This is a genomic window from Roseobacter sp. HKCCD6576-2, assembly GCF_013179285.1.
GTDB classification, from domain to species: domain Bacteria; phylum Pseudomonadota; class Alphaproteobacteria; order Rhodobacterales; family Rhodobacteraceae; genus Rhodophyticola; species Rhodophyticola oceani.
In genome coordinates this window covers 1,048,804-1,069,426 of the sequence record NZ_WVNW01000002.1, presented here as the reverse complement: position 1 = coordinate 1,069,426, position 20,623 = coordinate 1,048,804, and the positions used below count along the sequence as shown (strand labels likewise).

The window sequence follows — 20,623 nt, the reverse complement described above, 5'->3', positions numbered from 1 at the left end:
AATACACTTCGCAGTTGGCTTTGCGCACGGCCTCTCACGACAGCGATGCTGGTGTTGTTCGGATACTTCCTGTCCTTCGTTGTGCCGGCGCTCTCGTCCGATGCATCACTTGGGCACGACGCAGATCGCCATGCGAATACCGTGGACTTGTCCCAGACCCCGCTCGAACTTGTGCTTGCTGGCACCCTGATCGCTATCATCGTTTGGCTTGGCTGGACAAAGCAGACACGTTTGACCACGAGACCGGCCTGGGGCGGTTTGTGGTATATGATTCCACCCATCCTCTTCATGGGCGGCTTGCTGCTGATCGGGATCATAAGTGCTAGCGGGCAATCGGTTTCCGTGTCCTTCTCGGCATCCTACCTTGCCGCCCTTCTTGCCCTGACCTTACTTGTCGGAACTTTTGAAGAGGGCCTTTTCCGCGGTGTGGTCTTTTACGGCTTCGAAGCGAAGTGGGGTCCGCTGATCGCTTTAGCCGCCTCTTCCGTTCTTTTTGGAGCAATGCACTACGTCAATTGGATTGGCGGGCAAGACTTTTCGGAGACCTCAAGCCAGGCGGTCGCGGCGGGACTGTCTGGTATCCTCTATGGCGCGCTCGCCCTGCGTACGGGATCCATCTGGCCCGGCGCCGTTCTGCATTGTCTTTGGGATACGATGGTCACGCTCAATGGCCGGATTTCCGCCGTTCGCCCACCCCTACCGACTGACGGCGCGGTCAATCTCGATGGTGATCCGGTGACCGAAAGCATCACCTTTGTCGTACAGTATTTTGAGCCGCTCTACGGGCTGATTGTCTTGCTGGGATATTATTGGTGGAAGCGGTCCAATGCGCGCCGGGCGGGTTAGGCAAGCCAGCGGCGGGCGCGGACCTCACTTGGTGCTTGGTTGGGCAAAAGGCTGCGAGGCGCCATTTCGCTGTCCAAGACAGTATGATCGGAGAGACCAATGTCCAGAAATCTGACTCTTCTCGCCACGTTGTATGCGGTCTCGGCCGCACCCGTTGCCGCTGATGCTGCCTTGGAATGCGGTGTGCAGGTGTCCACTCAGGTCGAGATCGCGTCGTGCGTCGCGGCTCAGGTCGACATCGCCAATCAAGCGCTGAATGAAACAGTTGGCTTTGCCCAAGACGCGGCGGCAGAACTGGACGGTGTGACTGAACGAGACGATGCCGTGCCTGCTTTGGCCGAGGCGCAAACAGCGTGGCTAGCCTATCGAGACGCGCAATGCAGCTACAGCGGCGCGTTGTTTGGCGGTGGCTCCGGCGCTGGGATCGCCGAGGGCGCGTGCCATGTCACTTTGACACGGGCGCGGATCGCCGAGCTATTGGCATTGCTGCCATGAGGGCACGGGCTTGTGCGCGCGCCGTCATGGCGATTGTGCTGGTGTCTTTGGCCAGCGCCGCTTCGGCACAAGACTCGACACCCGAATTTGCGCAGAACGATCCCGCGCGCATTTGGATGGAAGGGGATGAGATGTATTTCTTCGGCGCAATCTCCATCGCGTCTCAGGACGCGTTTCTGGACTTCATTGCCGCCGAAGACACGTCGCGCGTCCGCACCTTCGTCATCAATTCCCTTGGCGGGGACACGCACTCCGGCCGTGTCATTGGCCGCTGGATTCATCAGCAGGACCTGACTGTCACCGTCGACGCCATCTGCTTCTCGTCCTGCGCGAACTACATTTTTCCAGCCGGCGCAGACCGCATCATTCGGGCGGATTCTTTCGTTGGCTGGCACGGTTCCGAGACGCAATACGACGTGATCGCTGAAAGCTTGCCGGGTCAAAGCGGCGACGACCTTGAGCGGGCGGCCTTGCGAGCGGCCCTGATCCCGGCCCTCCCGGAAGGTGCCACCGGCGAGATCATCGAACAGGCGATAGACCAGCAGATCGCAATTGCGAACGCGTCGCGCACGGAAGAAGCCGAATTTTTCGAAACCATCGGTATCGGTCCGGAATTCACGTTGCATGCGATGCGTCACGGCAATCTCGACGCATGGCGCGCAAGCGGGCTTGCCGGATGGACCTATACTCTCGAAGACATGAACCGACTTGGCTTGGGCCCTGTCACATTTCTGGGCGAGGGTCCGTACGAGACCAGTCGCCAAGTCACCCGCAACGTGTTCGTGGTTCCATACGACACGGAATTGGCGGGACAGTAGCTTTGGCATGTTCAGTCTACTATCCGTTGTCGCTTCACCTCTGGTGGGTAGTTTTGCGAGAGAGGCGTTGATCATCCTTCGATCAGAAAAGAGCCGCCGACCATCGTGATCTTCTTGGCAGCGTTGGTGATGAACGTTCGCCTGCCGCTGTGCGATGAGCAGCCCAGTAGGCCCAGATCAGGTACCAGGCTGCAAACACATTGACGATTGCCTGCGGGCTAGCTCTGTCCGCCCGCTCGGTTCGAATGACGTGCTCCGATGGCTGAAATCTCGAAAGCTGCCGACGCTGTTCGAGCAGTTCGGACTGCGAAGCCCGTAGCTCTTTGTTCAACGGAATTTGACGGCCTGATTTGCCCTTCGTAGCTTCGTTTTGAAGCGCCATCTCAGCCGAGAGGACCCCATCCACGTCGAGAAGCATGTTGCACCGGAGACAGGCGATCTCCTTCGCTCTCAGCCCCGCCTTGACCTACAACAGGAAAATCGTCCGGTTGCGGAGGGCGTTCCGTCGCCGGTCGAGGTAGTTATGCGCTCCAACCGAACCATCAACGGGGGCGGGCGTGGAGACCGCGGACACCGCTCGAGTTCAAATCAAGTCAACAACCATTCTCTGCCTATAGGTGCCGTGGTTGCTGACAAGCTTGGTCTTACAAAAGGTTAAGGGCCCATTTGGCCAATACGCATGTGGTAGCGACACTTCAGTCGTCACTTAAACCAGCTCAACCACTCTCCGGCGTGCCTCTACAGAGTAGTCGATGTACCGCTCCGTCGTCTGAAGAGAGGTGTGCCCTGCAAGGTACTGAACGTCTCTCAAGGAACCGCCGACTGCTGTAATCCTCTTGGCAGCATTAGTGATGAACGTTCGCCGACCACTGTGCGATGAACAGCCCAACAGGCCAAGGTCACGATACCAGGACGCAAACATGTTGACGATCGCCTGAGGGCTTGTCCTGTCCGCCCGCTCGGTTCGAATGACGTGCTCGGACGGGCTGAACCCTCGGTCTTGTTGCCTTAGATCAAGCAGTTCCGAAAGCGATGCCCGAAGCTCTTTGCTCAACGGAATTCGACGACCCGATTGGCCCTTCGAAGCTTCGTTGTGAAGCGCCATCTCGGTCGAAAGCGCTCCATCGACATCAAGAAGCATGTCCCACCGGAGATAGGCAATCTCCTTCGCTCTCAGGCCCGCTCTGACCGACAGTAAGAAGATCGTTCTGTTGCGGAGGTTGTTTCGTCGGCCTGCGAGGTAGTTCAAGACAGCACCGATCTGATTCTTGTTCAGCGTCTTCGCCTGCTTGGTGAGAGCCATCGTATCCTCATGATCAAATCCATCTGATCCGGGCATAAGGCCATCAGTTTATGATGGGCACAGGCTAAGGGTGGAGAAGTTCCTATGAAAATCAGTTTGTTATAGGAATTGATGATGAACTCGTAGTTCTATCATCAGTATAGTTCCGAACAGGGCTTGTAGATTGGAGAACCGATCTCTGGCACCTTGCCTGGGCGGGTGGTTGGTTGCGTTCAAGGGACTGTTTCGGGGCTGAACTGCCAAAGGTTAAGTCGGAGAGCGTCATAGTCAGCGGCGCCCAAGCTATCTATTTGCGTCCCTTACGGCAGGCGACCGCCCATTTGGACGGCCACCCATTTTGTTGTTTGAAGATTTGGCGAGCGTTGATTTTAACGGCCTAGCCGCCGTCAGTCATCCCAGTACTGGCCGCAAAGGCTGTTCAGAATGTCCTGAACCTGTCTGGGCTGATCGTCGAGGATTTGTTGCGCCTGTTCGCAGATGTCTTCTAGGGACTCTGCGGTTTCAGCGTGACCCACTGCCGTGCTGCCGAGGAGCAAGCACACAAAAGCGAAAGCAGTTTTCATCTAAGACTCCATAGCTGGGCTGATCAAAGCCCGTCGCAACCTTGTTGACCGGCTGGCGCCGGGTGTTTGATCACGTGCTATGGACACGTCCCAAGTATTTCCGCACCGTCGGGAGCTACCCATTGGCTGGTAAGCGGTCTTGTATTTCTTGGGACACCCGACCTAGCGGGGTTCCCATAGGTGACGTGATCAAACGTCATCCGTCATCGGTCTATGACGGACGTGTGAAGGTTACCTGAAGCTTTGAGCAAAGTGAACAGGGGAACCAAACGGCAGGTATATCGGGCTGCAACTTGCGTTGGTTCATTATTGCGAGTGGCGGCTTGCCGCCCCGGCGGGTGTAAGATCACCAGTGCTGAGTTCATAGCGGACGCGAGGTACTCGACAAGCCTACGACCGCAATGCGGACATTCGCCGCAGGCGTATGTGGGGCCGCGCTGAGATGCTTCAGCGTGACACCTCTATCGCTGGCGCTGCGTTGGGTGCATCTCGAGTTGTCATAGTGGACCGTTCCGACAACTGGGCCACCTCATCTAGTTCGCCCCAGGTCTCGCGACCTTAAGTCATGATTTGGCGGCTTGTCGCATTTTTGTTATCGACAACAAGTGGAGGGCGACGCGTGTTGTTCGATAGTCTTTCGACAGAGTCGTTCTGATCTATTGAAAGTAGAGCCTCGTGCTCTTTTGCTTTTCGTTTTCGCCGCCGATCAAGTATTATTTTCCGAACATCTTCGGCGTCCATCTCGGTATCCAAGCAATAAGCCATGATTACCGCCTCTAACCCCCAGACCGCCTTCTCGTCACCTTCGCTGATTTCCCTATCTGCTAACTCCGCAAGTGTGTCCAGTATTACATCATTTAGTGTCATATCAGCCCCTGTCTTTGTGGGCGTGAGACTTGACTCAATTGGTTAATAGGTTGTTAATAATATTTTTTATAGGAGAGTATCGGTTATTTACGTGACGTCCTTCGACTAAGTAGCCGCTGCTGGCTCAGCATCCGTTCTAATGCAATTGCTGTATTTTCGAACCCCGCTGTTCGAGCAGCCAAGAGAGCGTTTTCAATCGAGTTCTCAATTAGAACTCCCTCATCTCCTGATGCTGTGATCCCAGGCACCCAGCGGCGTTTCATGGCCTCGATTACTTCCATTTCTCTTTTCCTCAACTTGATTCGATTTGTTAACGTCAATTGTTCGGACAATCGAAACATGAGGTTAAGAAAACCTTAATCTCCCTTTTTTATAAGGTTACAGTTCACCCTTCGGCTACAGTCCGCTGATTTGTTCGATATTGTAAATCGTCGGTGTGTTAATCATCAGGTGCCTTCGGCGTGTCGGTGCCTTCAGCGATTCGGACGATCACTGGGTTGCTTTAGCTTCGACTGATCTCCGGCGTCGGCTTGGACACCAGCCAAACCAAAACCGCCTTAACAGAAATTTAGCTTATCTATAGGTAGTTTTGATGAAAATGGTAACGATAAGGATGTGTGTGATGGACGCCGAAGACCTGATCTATTTTCCGTTTTCGCCCGAAGAGGCCTCTGCTGTCCTTGGACTCGCGAAACATGGGCGCGAGCCGGGAGGCACAGTGATGGTCGAGCGCTCTGCGTTCAACGAGCTGCGCCCAAATCGGCTGTTCTCATTTAGCAATTTCTACGATTTGCTGAAAGCGATATACGTGGCAGGCGGCCTGGAAGATGATCAGCGCCTAAACGATGCCCTAGATACGGTCGCCTTTGCTCTGAGCTATGAGTTTGACTGGATCACTGCCGACAATGTTGAGGAAGTCGCCCTCTACATCCTCCGCGCAGTTGGACACCTGCTAACCTATTCAGATGATATAGCGATGCCTGCCAACTGTGACGGCGTGGACAACCGCAGCCCGCTTTGCCAGGCGGTGACATTCGCCCTGACAATCTTCGTCGGGCGAATGTCTGGAAGTTTCGGCCCGCAGTTCGATGTCCTAAAACAGACCGTTATTGAACAGCTTGGTGCGATAAACTCCCACCGCTGCCCTCGCTCTCGGGAGCGCGCCCCTCGTTTAGACGCGATCCGACTTCTCACCTGTAAAATCCAACTCTAGCGCGTCGTCCGGCAATGGTTTTTGCGGAGCAAGTGCGGTCTCAACATCCCCGTGCAGCCAGGTTTCGAACTCGACTTCTGTGCGCAAGACAACCGGCATTGCTTTGGGGTAGATCGGAGCCACGACACTGTTCGAATCGGTTGTGGGGAAGGTCATCGCGAGCGTCGGGGTGTTGGCCTCGGCCAGTTCCGCATCCGCTTTCTTGCGCAGTCCGTCCTTCTCCCAACTCCAGCGACGGCAGAACCAGGCAAAGACAAATGGCGGGCGCTCCCTCTCCCCTACAACTCGGAACCAGCTTGCAGCCTTGATCGGCTTGCGAGAGGCACCGGGCATAGTCTCTGTCGGATGATACTCAGAAAAAGCGCTTGCGGGCACTAAACACCGCTGTTCTGGCCTCTCGATCACGAATTTCCACGGTTAGCCTGTGAGATTGCAGGCATTAGTTACGCACCCGAATTCCGCCTTACTCCATCCCAACCAGGCATAGCACAAAGCTCTATCGCTGTTCATTTCGACCCTGAAAATCGGCACTTCGGCGTCGCCGAAGATCGCGGACTGTGGGGCCGCGTTGCCCAGAAGGTCATGCTCTGGCTTGAACCTGAAGATCTGCCGCATGGCCTCTTGGGCGGTCGTATCTGAGTAGAGGTTGCACATCGGCGCTAGACAGACGTTGTGGCTGTAATTCGACAATAGCTACCGCACAGGAGCATTAAACTGCACCGACGACAAAGCGAACCCTGATGACGGCCCTTTCCTGCCATTCGATCTTTAATGCCGCGCGGCGCTACAGCATCCCAAAAGAAGATATCTAATCCGCCAAGCATTGTGGATAAAAGTTGCCGTTCTGAACACGTTGGTGACACTCGTTTCGTCCAATCTGACGGAGCAATAAAGACATGCGAAAACCTGCACACGTGCCCTCGTTGTCGTCTAAGGAGAACGTCAGAAAGCTGCGGCCAAGAAACAGCCCATACTGGAATATCTTGGAATTCTGCCGCCACATTGGTTTGCAGAAACTCGCTTCTGGCAGGCTTTACTGGATGGCTCGAGTTCGCCGGCTGGACGGCGGGTACTCCCAAACAAGGCTTGGGCCACATAGAACGGCACAGAGTGGTGGGCTGACCTACGAAGAAGCATTGGAGCATGCCAAGAACTGGTTTAACGAACCGGATGTTCTTGCCGTTGCCTCAGAGCCGTATCCAGCAGGGATCAATCGTGAGCTCCACTATACAAAAGTGGAAAGCCGCTTCACTGTCGGCGATGCGATGCATTCCTTCGTAGAATGGAAACGCATCGCGGCCGCAAGAACATACTTCGAAACAACCCTGTCGCTGATCAACCATCATATCATTCCTCGCCTTGGCCATTTACCCGTTGAGGAACTCAGCCAATCTGTTTTCACGCAGTTCTGCATTGACTTTCTTGAGACCGCACCCAAACGGGGTCGAGGCGCTCCAGAGGGGCGCGTTCGCCTCGAAGAGCTAGATCACGAACGACTTCGCAAAAGGAAAAAGATACTGAACACCATCATAGGACTTCTCCGAACAGCAATCGAGATGTCTTGGGAAAACGGCGATATCGATAGCGAGTTGCACTGGCGACGTTTTCGACGAATGCCCCACGCTGATACTCCGCGACAGTTCTTCTTGACCCGAGCCCAAGCCAAGCGCGTGATCGCCTCTTGCCGTCCCGATCTGGCGCTCTTGGTGCAAGGCGCTCTCTACACAGGCTGTCGTGTGTCCGAATTAGCGTGCCTCAAAGCGCGAGATGTTGGAGGGCATGCATTTGGCATCTACGCGGAACCTCCAAAGAGCTATCGCGGGCGCTACGTGGTGCTACCAAACGAAGGCATGACCTTTTTCTTGGACCAAGTCGAAGCTTTAGATGACGAAGATCTCGTCTTCAGGATGTCCTCAGGTCGGTTGTGGTCTGGCTGCCATAAGCACCTGTTCAGAGAAGCGGTACGACGGGCTGGCTTGCCCGAAGGCTTCGTGTTTCATGGCCTTCGACACACGTACGCAAGCCAACTCTTGCAAGCTGGAACACCCCTTGCAATGGTTGCCAAACAGCTTGGGCACACCAACACCGATACAGTTAGCCGAACGTATGGTCATCTGTGCTGTGATGGCCTCGAAAACGAAATCTTACGCCGATTTGCTCCACTTCAGACTGTCTCAAAAGATTCGAGACTGCAGCGCTTGCGAAATACATTGCAGAGCAAAACAGAGCCCCAATGGTCTTGGCCAAGAAAGAGTATGAGCAAGGCTTCCGGTGAGTTGGTGAGCCTGCTGCGGCAGCGTGAGGATGAACTGAAATAGAATTCGGCCCCTAGCTGCCGTTCGGATTGGGAGCCAGTGCTGCGGCGCGGCACCTTACACCAGGTGTTCACTGAACGACCTGATATGGCCCGCGACCCGTGGCGTATTGGCGGATACGTCGGACGCCCGATCATGCGGCGGCCATGGGTCCCTGGTCCTCGGCGGCCGCCCTTATGGTCAGCGTAAGCGGCGGGTCCAACACCCTACGGACCCCGCTTCTGGCGGTCACGACGAGGGCGGCAGTCCCGCATTGCGCGAAATGACCCAGCAGCAGTGTCATGGCGCTCTCGTTAAACCCGAGTTCATCGGCATCCACCAAGGCAACAGTGGGCTGGGCGATCAATCCGCGTGCAACGTAGAGACCGGTTCGTTCGGTCGATGTCAGGTTGCGTGCTCCCTCTGCGACTTGGCCGTCGAGGCCGCCGAGGCGCAGGGACAAGGCCGATAGCCCCGTGCGCTCAATGATCTCCATGAGTTCGTCGTCCCTCGGGGTCTGCCCGGTGCCCAGTGTAAGCGCGCGGCGAAGCGACCCCTTCAGCATGGGGGTGTGCGGGCCGAGATACAGCACCTGGCCCGTCTTCAGCGCGGCCGGGTCATTGCCCAAAACCTGCAGACTGCCATCGCGTGGGCTGGCCTCCAGCCCTGCAAGTGTCAGGAGAAGGCGACTCTTGCCACTGCTTGGGGGACCGACCAGGCGGCGCGTCGCGCCACGCTCCAGCACCAGATCGACAGGCTCCAGGTTCGGCAGGCAAAGACGGTGGAGGCGGATGGCTGGCGCCTCGGGGTCGATGGCAGCCTTTGCGACTTTTGGCAGGCGCGGACTTGAAAGAGCTGTTTCGAGCTTTGCCAGTGCGACACCATAGGCCTTTTGCCGATCCCGGACGTCCGCGAGGTGGCGGAGCGGCCAAACGATGAGCGACAGGGCCGTCAAGGCTGCCACAGCATCCGCGACTCCGAGGCCCTTCGACAGACAAACCCAGAGGCACAGGGCACCGGCCGCACCGGCCGCAGCATCGGGCATAGCCCGGACGCTCTCAGCAAGCCAGGCGCGTCGTACTGCGGCGCGAACAATCTCGCGGGAGCGCCCATCCAGGACCCGTAACTCAGTTCTGACGCGTCCTGATCGGCGCAAGGCAATGCCCTGCGGCAGCCGTTCCGCCATCGCGGCGGCAAGCCGCGCGCGTTTGCTGCGGAGCTGGGCATGGGCGTCGCCCAGCGGACCGCCGAGCCAGAAGATGACGGCCATCACAAGACTGATTGGGCCCGCCGCCACAAGCGCAAGATACGGATCAAGCACGTAGAGGATCACGAACGCCGTGGGGATCGTGGCACAGGCGGAGATGAGCCGCGCCACCCCCCGCGCGACCCACCCTTTGAACGCCGCCAGATCGCCGACGAACCGCAGCGCCGTGGCGCCTGCGCGGCGTTCGGCCATGGCGCTCAGCGGCATCTTGGTCATGTGCAGGAACAGGGTCCGTCTGATCGCGGCGGCATAGCTCTGGCCGGTGCGCTCGCCCAACGCGCCTTCGGCGGATCGCAAGACGAAGATCACGAGCCCAGAAATCGCGATGGCTGCAAGGGCGTCGACCGGTACCGTTGCGCCTTCCGCGCGCAGGGCACCGATGACATCACGGGTGGCGAAGGCGGTCACCACCATGGTGACCGCCTGGCCTAGGGCAAGGCCGACAAGCGCCAGCAAGCCGATCCAGCGCCTTTCGTCCGCGACCTTTGGCGCACGGCTCATGCCGCGCCCGCCTGCACCTGCCGCGCCAGAATGCCGGTCAGGCAGGAAGCCGTGGCCGGATCCGAAAGATCCTCGCGCGAGAAGACCGGGAAGCCGAGGGTTTCGGCTTCGGCGACAGCAAGCGGGGCCTGCGTCATCAGCCCGGTCAGTGCGATGGGGGCGATCTGCGCGTCGGCCCGGAGCCAGTCCAGCGCCCCCCGCGCCGCCAGCGCCCCCGGCGCGGCAAGCAGGAACGCATCGAAAAGCGCGTGATAGCTTGGGCGTCGCAGCAATTCGGCAGTTTCGACCTGGCTGACGCCATCAGCCAGTTCGACGATGGCGGTATCGGACTCGGCCGCCGCGGCCAGCAGGCTCTGCGTAACCATCTCCAGACGATCCACCGGCTGCCGGTAGGTCGAGGCCAAACCCGCATCGGTGAAGTCCAGGACCTGAGCGGCACCCGCCGCTTCGTAGTTCTGAACATCCCCGAAGGATCCGGTGCCCGTAACCTTGATCGCGGCGACCCTGTCGCCGAACCGGGCGAACCCATTGACCAGGCCCGCCGCGGCGGCGGTCTTGCCGGCATTCATCCCGGTTCCGATCACACCGATCACGCGACCCGGTCGCGCGCCCGGCTCGGCCTTCAGCGCGAAGTCGGCGATGTTGAGCACCCGGCCCGTCTCATCCGCCAACCGGCCGATCACCGATAGGCGCGTGGGGCGTTTGACCTTGCCGTTGCGGGCGCGCATTTGACCGATCACGCCGCCGCCCGCCAACAGGTCCGCGCCTTTCTCGGACAGGGCCGCGATGCCTTCGAACTGGTCCTCGGCGAAGCGGTCGGCGCAGGCCAAGACCACGCGGTCTTTGGGATAGAGCATCGAGAACCGGCCGTCGCTGAGCTGCAAGCGCTTGTGACTGCCAAGCTCCTGCACCTCCGCCAGCACGAGGTCACCGGACATGGCGGACGCAAGATTGCGATTGACGAGCCGTATCTCGGCGCGCGCAACGCGGCGCGTCACGAAGCTCCATTTGGCGCCTGCCAGAAGCGGCGAGGCGACGGCATTGATGTCGATGATGTGCATTATGCTACCTCTACAAGTTGGTCTTCGCCCGTCACGGGCAATCGGTTTGACGTGCATTGAGCGTAAGGGACAAAGGCGTGGTCGAGCCCGCCGTTGGCGACGCAATCGGCAAAGCTGTGGCCGCAGTCGGGCATCAGGTGGAAGTCGATGCGCGGGGTCAGGCCATGTTGTCCGGCGGCGGCCCGCGCGGCTACCGTCCAGGCCTGCGCGCGCTCGACGCGGTTGGCGCCCTGCTGCGCCATGATGGCCGAGTCCTGTCGCAGGTTCTGGTCTTGCTCGACATCGAGCGCGCCGACCCGAACGTCGATCTCGCGATCCAGAAACTGTGGCAGGTTGGCGGCCAGCCGGAAGGTTGTGGCCGCGGGACCCGCCCCGCCTGACTTGATGCCGAACGGGTAGGATCCGCTGGTGTCAGGAAAGGTCCACCACCCTGGAGCCACAAGGCACAGCCGCCCCACCTGGGTTGGATAGAGCCAGGCGAAGCGATGCGCGAACTGTGCCCCGCCGGAGAAGCCAGACAGGTCCGGGGCCTCTGCACCGATCCATCCATCCTTACGGAGAATTCTCAGCAAGGCGAGCAAGCCCCAGTCCGACCTCTGCGCACAGGCCGCGCGCTGGAAGCGCCGCCAGTTGTCCAGGTCGAAGACCGGCAGGACAACGGTGCGCCCTGTCGCGTCGGCCCGGGCCGCCAGCAGATCGGCCATCCGCTCGACCTCGCGGTTGAGACCATGGACAGCCACGACGGGCGGCGCGGCAGAAGGTTGCGCCGGACGGATAAGCCAGGCCGACGGCACAGCACCGGGGTGGCCCTCTCTGAAATAGATCTTGGCCATCGTCATGCTGCCTTCTGGAAAGCTGAGCGCGCCTTCTCCGTCGACGCGGCGGCGCGGGCGCGCATCTCGGCCGGAAGCAGGTCGAAAATGATGTGGATGCGATCTTCCCCACCGTCGTTGAAGGCTTCGTGCATCTGATCGTTGTCGAACCACCAGAGTTCGCCTTCAGCCATGCGAATCTCTTCATCGCCGGCCTTCAGCCACGATCCGTCCGAGGACTTTAGAACGAAGTGATAGCGGCCGCGCAGGCGGTAGTATTCGCCACGGTCGATGTGCGGATAGACCCGTCTTCCAGCCGGCAAACACACGATCTTGGCCCGGCTCAGATCGGCATCGAGTTCGGTGGCCACGTCCTGCAGGAACGCACGCGTGACGGGGAAGTTGACCGATCCCGTGGTCCAGCGGCTTTCGTGCACGTCGCGGCGTGCCCGGCCAAGGATCATCGACTTGCGCAACCCCCTGATCGGGATCGCCAGAGCCTCCCGCTGGACTGCGATCTTGTCCTGACGGCCAGTGGCATCGGCCCAGGCGCCGTTGACGCTTGCGATCTCGGTCAGAAACGGTTCGACCGGGACGTTGCTGCGGATCTTCTTGAAGAACTTCATGTCTTTGCCCTTTGTGTTGTGCCCGGTCCGGGACGGACGTGGCTAGAGAAAACTGGGTGGGCTACAGACTGAAGCATCGGCCGAGATCAGCAATCGGCAGAAGGTTGAGCCCAAGGTCGGACGAAGGCCTATGCTTTCGGTTTACGTCGCATTCGGGTGCCACCGCCGCCATAGATCAACGAGAAAACCTGTCTCGACAGTCTTTTGCAGTCATCGCGTAGAGGGCCACAGCGGTTGCCCAAAAATCTGGGCGCAAACATGCCGACCCAAGGTTCGCGACCACTAGGTATTCCTTTGGTTGATGCCCCTATGACGCTAGTTTGCGGCAACAGAGACGCTTGAGACGATGAGACAGTGCGGCAGGACGAAGCAATGCAACCAAACTCACTCCGTTTGTCGCGCCTAGCTGGCTTGAACCGAGTCAAGGCAGTCGGCCCGAAGCGGCCATTCAACAGGATTTGCCGCGCTGGTATACAGCTTGCCGAAAGCGGACATCAGCATCCGACTCGTTACTTCAGTGTTCCATAGCTTCAATGAGCAACTGAGCAAGTGCGGCTTCCAACGCTGGAACTAGGTCGGTGCTATCGTCGACAACACCCACGTCCGAATTGATTTGGAAAGCAATCGTGATGTTGTGGTCCGCATAGTGTCGAAGGCTTGAAACGTAGCCCGGAATCCAGCCTCCGTGACCGTAGACTTGTCCGTGCTGGGTTTCCTTATAAATCGCGACGCCGGTGCCGTAGAGCACATCCGGCGCGTCTGGGTGGCCGTCTCCCCCATCGTGCGCGGCGCGAGACCGAACGGATTGTCCTCTGTCACGTAACCGACAGCTATGCCTTCGAGTATCGATGTGTTCGAGGGCATTGTGTTGGTCAGGCCGAGTGGAACAAGAAAGCGTTCGGCAGCAAGCTCGAACACATCCGCATCCGTCACTGTCTCCAAGACCAAGCCCAACAGAATGTAACCATTGTCTGTATAACCCCACGCTGTCCCAGCCTCGAAGAGTGCAGGCTCGTCAAAAAGAAGCGATACCAAATAGGGTGGGTTGAACCGATCTTCGCGACCCATTGCTATCAGTTCGGTCGCGACCCCATCCATGTGAACATGATCCGGTAGGCCGGACGTATGGGTGAGAAGATGACCGACCGTTATGTCGCTAGCGTTCGGTATGCGGGTAAACCAAGGCTCGTCACCGGGGTGTTCCGTTACCAAGTCGGATCGGCTGATCAGCCCATCGGCCTCAAGTGCGAGCACGATGGCACCCCAGATGGTCTTTCCGATGCTGGCCGCCAACATCCGGGTTTCCGGCATCATCGGGGTACCCGCTTCGATGTCCGCGAGGCCAACCGCAAAGCTCTGGGGTTCTCAGTCAGCAGTAACGTAGGTGACTGTTGCACCTGGAAACCCATAGGTTTCATGAAAGGTCTCCAGCAGCGCCTCCACGTCGGTGCCAAGGTCGGATTGTTCCGCGCTGGCGGCTTGGACAAGCAGGGACAGAAGGGCAGGAACAACCACAATTGTGCGAAAGAGAGATGTCAGTGGCCTGCCCTCCCGGCTCCGGGGATGACCTCGGTCACCTCGCTTCTCCGAGACAGCATGGTCTCACGGTTCCACCAGACAACCGCAGCTGCCACGACGAGAAGGATCCAAGTGTCGTAAGGCTGTGCATCCGGCCAGATCGGAAGGATCAATTGCCAGTGGAACAGCATCGGCCAGAAAAGGCTGCCCCTCCCCGAGTTGAAGATGGGTGTCACGAGGACGGCCAGCGTGATGTTGCCGAGAAGGAACGGGAAGAAGTTCCAGCCCGCAAAAACCGTGCCCGAAAGGAAGAAAGCCGGAAGGTACCAAATGCCCCAGATGGTCCCTAAGATCATCCCCGCCCAGAGTGGCGCGACATGCCGTTGCAGGATGGGCTGAGCCACACCGCGCCAGCCGAACTCTTCAATCGGGCCCAGGAAGAGCATCATAAATGTGATGGCGATCATCGCGCCGACACCTTCGGGAGGAATGGGCGCAAGGAGTGAGCCCGACTTGAGTGACGACCCAATCATAAAGACGATAGGAACGCCAATCAGGATGAAGACCACCCAGAGCGAAGACAATCGCCACATTAGGAGCCGGGAGAGGAAGGCTTTGAGTCCTCGGGCACCCCCGAAGTAAAGCACCAGCACAAAAGCTGAGATCGCCGGTGCCCAAGTCGCGAGAAAGAAAAACGGATGCGACCCGCTGATCTCTCCGAAGGTCGATGACGACCAGTCGGGCGCCACAATGTACATACCTATGATGCCCCAAGTGATGGCAAATGTCAGAAGAAGAAAATCTAGAACAGCGTAGGATGGGACCTGAAAGGTCCGCGTTGGAGCAGCAATATCTGCCATGGGACGATCCACCAAAGGTTGAGATGTGTTTCCCTGCTCATGCTTCTACTCCACGGCCCGAATGGGGTTCATGAAGGCAAAGCTTCCCGGCGCAGCGCCGAGTGCTTTTTCTATGATTGTCTGCATCACCAGACGCCGTGCCCGGAGTTCGGCTTCGTTAAACCCGAACATGTCGCCATCCGTCAGGAACTGAGCACCGGTGAAAAGAAACTGGATCGTCTCGAAGGGCCTCTCGACATCGAAGACCCCTTCTCCATTCCCTTGCTCTACGATCCGGGCAAGGATTGGCGACAGTTGGAGAACCATCTGAATGTTGGTGAGCTCGTGAAGTTCCCGGTTCTCTGGAAGGTGCAGCATCTCGGCGACTTCCAGGCTGTCATCATCGCCGATGTGGCTGTTTTCCAGGAGCACCTCCATCTTCTGCATCGCGGATAGAGATGGTTCGTCTGCCACGTTTTTCGCCATCTCGACGATTTGACTGAGCGTCTTGTCTACGATGGCGACGAGGATGTCTGGCTTCGACTTGAAGTAGTAGTAGAACGTCCCCTTCGCGACGCCTATCTCGCGAATGATCATCTCAACGGAACACTTCGCATATCCGTGTGTTCGAAACAGCCGATCCGCAGTCTCGACGATCTCTGCGCGCCGTTCCTCTGGGGCTTTGACTATGCGTGCCAAGGTGAGTCTCCGTTTCGCCCCATTTAATCGACTGAGAGTCAGTCAGTCAAGGCAAAGCAAAAAAACCACCGCCAAGAACTGCCCGACGACGGTTCAATCGTTTTTGAACTCGATGCTGTGCCGCGATCAATTCGCGCCCAGTAAGCTGGGGGTTCGTCGGTTTTGGCAAACTGAGTTGGGTTGATGCTGCCCAGAGCTGCCGTTCACCAAAGTGTCCTGGTGCTGTGGTACGGCGCGCCAAACCGGACCCTCACTGCGAGAGCGAGAGTTTATCAACGCACAGATCGGCTCTGGCGGGACAAAGCGGCCACCCGAAATCATTAGACGAATGGCTGCTTTGTCGTTTTTGCTGATAGGTCGCAAAGTGGCGCGACACATAACATGTGCCTAATGGCTCAGGCAGCTGTAGCGCTTTCGTCGGGCTGGTGCATTCCGACAACCGTCAGAACCGTTAGCCCGAGAACCATATAGTACCAGAAGTCGAGTCCAGTGAATCCCAGGGCCATTGGGGCGGCAACAAAAGCTATGCCTACGAGGCCGTCGACGGCCAAATGCAAGCTGTAAGGGAGCACTCGGATCAGACCCAGATGATGGTCAGTCAGGACTGTGAGCCCGAATGCCGCCGCACCGGTGATGACAGAGAGCCAAAGAGCCAGTGGATTTTCCGCGCCCAGACCGAACAGGAACGGCATTGCAAGCAACCCAATAGCAACTGGATAGTCGAGGTAAGCGTGGATCGATTTTGTGATGAAGCGAGGAAACATGGGATCTTATCCTTTCTGTTGATCTCTGGATAAGATTAGGGCGCCCTGACCTACGGAAACATGCCTTGAAGTTCGCAAAAATATGCAGATCGTTCACACTTTCGAACGGGCGGCAATTTCTGCTCTCTTGAATTCTGCGGGCGTTCTTCCCGTCTCTTTCTTGAATGCGCGCGTGAAGGCTGAGTCCGAGGCGTATCCCGCGCTTTCGGCCGCATCTGCAAGTGACGAGCCCGACGCCAGAAGAACCTTTTTGGCCACGGCCATGCGCCATTTCGTGACATATTCTATGGGTGTCATCACCATCAATTTCTGGAACTCAACAGCAAAACTCGTCCGAGACATGCCCGCAGCTTTGGCAAGTGTCTCGACAGTCCAATGGTTCGCTGGTGCCTTATGAAACGCATCCAGCGCTCTGCTCAGGTTCTTGTTCGAGAATGCGCCCAAGCCCCATTGCGCGGCTTCTTGCCCCTCAATGAACGAGCGGATCGCCTGCGCAAAAATCGTCTCTGACATCTTTAAAGCGATCAAGTCGCCGCCCATCTTTTGCCCACCTGCTTCTTCGCCAATCACTCGAAGGCTTGCTTCCATCCATCGACCCGCACTTTCGCCGTAGTTCTTGATATGGATGTACGGCGGCAGGCGCTCCATCAGAATGTGTTGAGCGTGCGGGTCGAACGAGAAATGACCACAGATCAACTGGGTTTCGCTCTGCAGTTCTTCCCCGCCATAAACCAGGACCCCCGACCCATCGAAGCCAGAGGCTTGCAAGACCGCATCCAGAGGCATGATTGTCTGTTCGGACTCATGTCCGCAATAAAGTGAGTGAGGCGCCCCGTGGGGAATAATCACCAAATCACCTTGCGCGAGAGAAATCGGGTCTTCCGTTCCATCCACCCGCACCATGCACTGACCGCGATGGGCAAAGTGGAAGCGGGCAACATTCTCATAGGCAGGAACAGCGACGCCCCAGGGTTTGGTGAAAGATGTGCGGAAATAGAGCGTCCCACGCATCGATAGGTTTGTCAGGATGTCACTCAATAGATCAAGCATGACCCAAGCATATGCTGATCTGCCTGTCTGTACAGATATGTGAACGATCTGCGTGTTTTTTGGGACGCTGGGACATTCAAGGCCAAAGGTGCGCCGAGGTACTCAAATGAGATGAAAACACTCAAGGAGCCCCTGGCCATGAAAAAAATGCTTTCGACACTTGCCGTCGCGATTGCGCTGACTGGCGTGCAAGCTTCAGCTCAAGACGTCGCCGATATGAGCGATCTCGAATACGCACATATCGCCTATACTGCCGACAATATCGACATTCGCTATGCGCATCTGGCGCTTGCTTTGTCGAACAACCCAGACATCCACGAATTTGCGAACACGATGATCCGCGACCACACCGCTGTCAACGAAGCGGCACTCGCCCTGTTGGAAAGACTGGGGGCGACGGCGCAAGACAACGCATTCAGCCAGACGTTAAACGCAAATGCCGAAGAGATAATCGATACTCTGTCTGCCCTTCGTGGCGCTGAATTCGACGCGGCCTATGCAGCAAACGAACTGGCCTACCATCAGACGGTGAATGACCTGGTCGAGAACACGATGATCCCCAACATCGACAATGACGAAGTGCGTGCATTGTTCGTCCAGGGCCTTGAAATCTTCCAGGCGCATGAAGGCCACGCTGAGATGATGGTTGAGGCACTTCAGTGACATCGCCTGTGTTGTCGCGACGGGCGATTTTGAAAGGAGCGGCAGCTATTCCTGTCGCTCTGATCCCTTCGCTCACGTCGGCTGACCAGCCAGAGATATATGAGATCGAGATCAGCTCGTTCGCGTTTCAGCCGGAGGTCGTTCGGGTACGGATTGGAGACACGATACGATGGATCAATCGGGACCTCGCGCCTCATACTGCAACTGCGGATGAGTTCAGTTGGAACACAGAGACTCTCGAGCAGAACGAAGCAGGCGATATCCTCGTCACAGAAGGGATGGAAACGTCCTATTTCTGCGTGTTTCATCCGCATATGAAAGGTCGGATCGAGATCGTCACGGACTGAATCGGACCCCGAACTTCGATGCATTCAATGATGGGAAGTTAGTGTTCCAAATAAAGCGGATATATGAACCTCCATCATCTGAAGACGGACACCGCGTATTGGTCGATCGGATTTGTTCACGCGAAGGACCAAGCTGGGGATCACTGTGTCACCGTAGTCTTCCCGCTTGGTTGGGTTTGGCTTTCTGGTTTCGGTGAACTTTGAGGTGAGTTTCTGTTTCACAGAACCATGATAAGAGATCCGGAAACGCCACGTCAGGGACAATCCGAGATACATTGGAAAGCCTTGCGCTGAGGTGTTCTAAGCGATCAAAATACTTTCAAAGCTAGTCGTGCAGTGGGTTTCGACCGGCTTGGATTTCCTGAACCCGCTCGGGCCAAGTTGATCGGATGTAAGCCAGAATATCCCAAATCTCTTTGTCGGTGAGTGCGTCGCCAAACCCCGGCATTCCGCTTGCAAAACCCGTGATGCCACGCGCCGACAATGTCTCTTCTCCACCGAGCCGTGTGTACTCGAAGAGAAGCTGATTGTCGTGGTGCCATGTGTGCCCGGTTTCATCATGTGGCGGTGCAGGTAGAACACCGTTTTCATCAGGCGTGCGCCAATCGGGTTGCCCTTCGAGGTTGGCCCCATGGCAGGACGCGCATTGCACGGCATAGAGGGTTTGACCGTTGGTCAAATCGCGGTCGTCCAGTTCGTGATCGGCGATTGCACCGGTCGCGAGACAACATGCTGCAAGGATCAGGACACGGTTCATGCAACCTCCACCCATGTCTTCATACCCGCCGCCTGATGGCCCAGCATGTGACAGTGTATCAGCCATCTGCCGGGGTTATCGAATACGCAAACGATGTCTCTGGTCTCACCCGCGTCGACAAGTGTGGTGTCCCGTAAAGCGCCCAGATTGTCGTCGGCTCCGACCTCAAAGAAATGATGCCCGTGCAGATGGATGCCATGTGGAAAACGGGTGTCATTCACCAGGCGAATGCGTGCCGTCTGCCCGCGTTCAAAGCTGTGAAGCGGGGTATCCGTTAGACCGGATTGGCCGTTGAACGCCCAGATATCCCCACCCATCATACCTTGCATCATGCGGCGGCTCATGGCCCCGCCTTCCATGGTGAGGGTTAGAGAAATCGCGTTGTCCATATCGGGCTGCGCTACCTCGTTAGGCGGTAACACCAGAATGTCTCCTGGTTGCCGCGCGGTGTTCGTCCCCTCAACCGGGATTTCGCCCAACAGGTATGGGCCGTCTCGCGTCGGGAAGACAATGCTCACTGGGGTGGCTGAAGCAACATCAGTTATGATGTCGGCGCGTTGGGCCGGGGCGAGAATGAGGCCGGACAACTCCTGTGGGTTGACAAGCGGCATGCCGTCCAAGGCAACCACTTTGCCGTCGATGCCTTCAAACTCTACCGGGAAAATCCGATCTGTCGCGACGTTGATCAGCCGGAGGCGCACGCGATCTCCGCGACGGACTGGCGTGTTCGGTTCGACAAGCGCGCGGGCAAAGTTGCCAAGCCGCCCCTGATGCGCCTGATCATGCATGTTCTCAAAATCACCCGCGAGTGCGCCGCTTTCGGTCAGGCGCCAGTCGTCAATCATGACGATCAGATCGTGATCCACATCGGGTGGCGTCTGTTCATCAACGATGAGCGGGCCGTAAAGACCTTTGGCGACTTGCTCCCATGATCGGTTGTGCGAATGATACCAGAATGTTCCCGCGTCGGGCGCGCGAAAACGGTATTCGAACTCACCGCCCGCTTCGACAACATCTTGGGTCATTCCCGGCACGCCATCCATCGCATTGTCGATACGCAGACCGTGCCAGTGAACGGCCGAGCCTTCACCAATCCGGTTCTGGAACCGAATATCAAAGGTGTCGCCCCGACTGGCGCGAAGCACTGGACCGGGAGTGCCTCCGTTGAAGCCGAGCATCGGAGTCGCCGGTTCGCCTTCGGGGAGGATCTGGGCATTGACCGGCTGCGCAATCAACTTAATCGGAGTCGATGCAACCGCAATGCGCGGGAACAAAGTCGCCGCGCTTGTTGTGATTAAGAAGTCTCGCCTGTTCATGGGA

22 protein-coding genes are annotated in these 20,623 nt (G+C 57.6%); 7 read left to right on the top strand and 15 right to left on the bottom strand.

Going from position 1 to position 20,623, the window contains the following annotated elements:
* The first annotated feature begins 267 nt into the window (after positions 1 to 267).
* The 3 genes from GTF44_RS12415 to GTF44_RS12405 all read left to right on the top strand — a co-directional run bounded on the left by GTF44_RS12415 (position 268) and on the right by GTF44_RS12405 (position 2,159).
* On the top strand, positions 268 to 846 hold the full coding sequence (locus GTF44_RS12415; RefSeq protein WP_171558711.1) for a CPBP family intramembrane glutamic endopeptidase: 579 nt from the start codon (positions 268 to 270) through the stop codon (positions 844 to 846).
* A 99-nt stretch (positions 847 to 945) separates the two neighbouring features.
* Positions 946 to 1,341 (top strand): lysozyme inhibitor LprI family protein, encoded by a 396-nt coding sequence (locus GTF44_RS12410; RefSeq protein ID WP_171558713.1) that lies wholly within the window; start codon positions 946 to 948, stop codon positions 1,339 to 1,341.
* Between the two features lie 131 nt (positions 1,342 to 1,472).
* A complete protein-coding gene (locus GTF44_RS12405) occupies positions 1,473 to 2,159 on the top strand; it encodes a hypothetical protein (protein WP_171558715.1) in 687 nt (228 codons plus the stop codon).
* A gap of 706 nt (positions 2,160 to 2,865) precedes the next feature.
* Here GTF44_RS12405 and GTF44_RS12400 read toward each other — a convergent pair.
* The 3 genes from GTF44_RS12400 to GTF44_RS12390 form a co-directional block, all read right to left on the bottom strand.
* The gene (locus tag GTF44_RS12400; RefSeq protein WP_171558717.1) at positions 2,866 to 3,462 is read right to left on the bottom strand and encodes a site-specific integrase; all 597 of its coding nucleotides are present in this window, start codon (positions 3,460 to 3,462) and stop codon (positions 2,866 to 2,868) included.
* A 386-nt stretch (positions 3,463 to 3,848) separates the two neighbouring features.
* A complete protein-coding gene (locus GTF44_RS12395) occupies positions 3,849 to 4,025 on the bottom strand; it encodes a hypothetical protein (protein WP_171558718.1) in 177 nt (58 codons plus the stop codon).
* 558 nt (positions 4,026 to 4,583) lie between these two features.
* On the bottom strand, positions 4,584 to 4,892 hold the full coding sequence (locus GTF44_RS12390) for a hypothetical protein (RefSeq protein WP_171558720.1): 309 nt from the start codon (positions 4,890 to 4,892) through the stop codon (positions 4,584 to 4,586).
* 622 nt (positions 4,893 to 5,514) lie between these two features.
* Between GTF44_RS12390 and GTF44_RS12385 the strand changes: the two genes are divergently transcribed.
* On the top strand, positions 5,515 to 6,105 hold the full coding sequence (locus GTF44_RS12385) for a hypothetical protein (protein ID WP_171558722.1): 591 nt from the start codon (positions 5,515 to 5,517) through the stop codon (positions 6,103 to 6,105).
* Here the strand turns inward: GTF44_RS12385 and GTF44_RS12380 are convergent.
* Entirely contained in the window at positions 6,064 to 6,510 is a 447-nt protein-coding gene (locus GTF44_RS12380) for an SOS response-associated peptidase family protein (protein ID WP_171567003.1), read from the bottom strand. The two genes, GTF44_RS12385 and GTF44_RS12380, sit on opposite strands and share 42 nt — an antisense overlap.
* Positions 6,511 to 7,001: 491 nt before the next feature.
* Between GTF44_RS12380 and GTF44_RS12375 the strand changes: the two genes are divergently transcribed.
* Entirely contained in the window at positions 7,002 to 8,423 is a 1,422-nt protein-coding gene (locus tag GTF44_RS12375) for a site-specific integrase (protein ID WP_171558726.1), read from the top strand.
* Between the two features lie 130 nt (positions 8,424 to 8,553).
* On the opposite strand, the gene GTF44_RS12370 is transcribed toward GTF44_RS12375, so the two are convergent.
* From GTF44_RS12370 to GTF44_RS12330, 9 genes are all read right to left on the bottom strand, one after another.
* Positions 8,554 to 10,167 (bottom strand): ABC transporter ATP-binding protein, encoded by a 1,614-nt coding sequence (locus tag GTF44_RS12370; protein ID WP_171558727.1) that lies wholly within the window; start codon positions 10,165 to 10,167, stop codon positions 8,554 to 8,556.
* Positions 10,164 to 11,228 (bottom strand): DUF1611 domain-containing protein, encoded by a 1,065-nt coding sequence (locus GTF44_RS12365; RefSeq protein WP_171558729.1) that lies wholly within the window; start codon positions 11,226 to 11,228, stop codon positions 10,164 to 10,166. The genes GTF44_RS12370 and GTF44_RS12365 overlap by 4 nt, the downstream gene beginning before the upstream one ends.
* The gene (locus GTF44_RS12360) at positions 11,228 to 12,067 is read right to left on the bottom strand and encodes an alpha/beta hydrolase (protein ID WP_171558730.1); all 840 of its coding nucleotides are present in this window, start codon (positions 12,065 to 12,067) and stop codon (positions 11,228 to 11,230) included. Before GTF44_RS12360 ends, GTF44_RS12365 begins: the two co-directional genes overlap by 1 nt.
* Positions 12,064 to 12,666 carry an aspartyl/asparaginyl beta-hydroxylase domain-containing protein gene (locus GTF44_RS12355; protein ID WP_171558732.1) on the bottom strand — a complete coding sequence of 201 codons (603 nt, stop codon included), beginning with the start codon at positions 12,664 to 12,666 and terminating at the stop codon, positions 12,064 to 12,066. The genes GTF44_RS12360 and GTF44_RS12355 overlap by 4 nt, the downstream gene beginning before the upstream one ends.
* A 570-nt stretch (positions 12,667 to 13,236) precedes the next feature.
* On the bottom strand, positions 13,237 to 13,980 hold the full coding sequence (locus GTF44_RS12350) for a serine hydrolase (RefSeq protein WP_171558734.1): 744 nt from the start codon (positions 13,978 to 13,980) through the stop codon (positions 13,237 to 13,239).
* Positions 13,981 to 14,201: 221 nt separating this feature from the next.
* Positions 14,202 to 15,044 (bottom strand): CPBP family glutamic-type intramembrane protease, encoded by an 843-nt coding sequence (locus GTF44_RS12345; protein WP_171558736.1) that lies wholly within the window; start codon positions 15,042 to 15,044, stop codon positions 14,202 to 14,204.
* Between the two features lie 45 nt (positions 15,045 to 15,089).
* On the bottom strand, positions 15,090 to 15,722 hold the full coding sequence (locus GTF44_RS12340; protein ID WP_171558738.1) for a TetR/AcrR family transcriptional regulator: 633 nt from the start codon (positions 15,720 to 15,722) through the stop codon (positions 15,090 to 15,092).
* A 395-nt stretch (positions 15,723 to 16,117) separates the two neighbouring features.
* Entirely contained in the window at positions 16,118 to 16,486 is a 369-nt protein-coding gene (locus tag GTF44_RS12335; RefSeq protein ID WP_171558740.1) for a hypothetical protein, read from the bottom strand.
* A gap of 93 nt (positions 16,487 to 16,579) precedes the next feature.
* Positions 16,580 to 17,536 carry an AraC family transcriptional regulator gene (locus GTF44_RS12330; protein WP_171558742.1) on the bottom strand — a complete coding sequence of 319 codons (957 nt, stop codon included), beginning with the start codon at positions 17,534 to 17,536 and terminating at the stop codon, positions 16,580 to 16,582.
* Between the two features lie 111 nt (positions 17,537 to 17,647).
* Here GTF44_RS12330 and GTF44_RS12325 point away from each other — a divergent pair, with 111 nt between their 5' ends.
* Together GTF44_RS12325 and GTF44_RS12320 are read left to right on the top strand one after the other, a co-directional pair.
* Entirely contained in the window at positions 17,648 to 18,199 is a 552-nt protein-coding gene (locus GTF44_RS12325) for a DUF4142 domain-containing protein (RefSeq protein WP_253261195.1), read from the top strand.
* A complete protein-coding gene (locus GTF44_RS12320) occupies positions 18,196 to 18,546 on the top strand; it encodes a copper-binding protein (protein WP_171558743.1) in 351 nt (116 codons plus the stop codon). The genes GTF44_RS12325 and GTF44_RS12320 overlap by 4 nt, the downstream gene beginning before the upstream one ends.
* 325 nt (positions 18,547 to 18,871) lie before the next feature.
* Here the strand turns inward: GTF44_RS12320 and GTF44_RS12315 are convergent, their stop codons facing one another.
* Together GTF44_RS12315 and GTF44_RS12310 are read right to left on the bottom strand one after the other, a co-directional pair.
* Complete coding sequence (locus GTF44_RS12315) at positions 18,872 to 19,303, bottom strand: cytochrome c (RefSeq protein WP_171558745.1); 432 nt, start codon at positions 19,301 to 19,303, stop codon at positions 18,872 to 18,874.
* The gene (locus GTF44_RS12310) at positions 19,300 to 20,619 is read right to left on the bottom strand and encodes a multicopper oxidase family protein (RefSeq protein ID WP_171558747.1); all 1,320 of its coding nucleotides are present in this window, start codon (positions 20,617 to 20,619) and stop codon (positions 19,300 to 19,302) included. Before GTF44_RS12310 ends, GTF44_RS12315 begins: the two co-directional genes overlap by 4 nt.
* Positions 20,620 to 20,623: the final 4 nt, after the last annotated feature.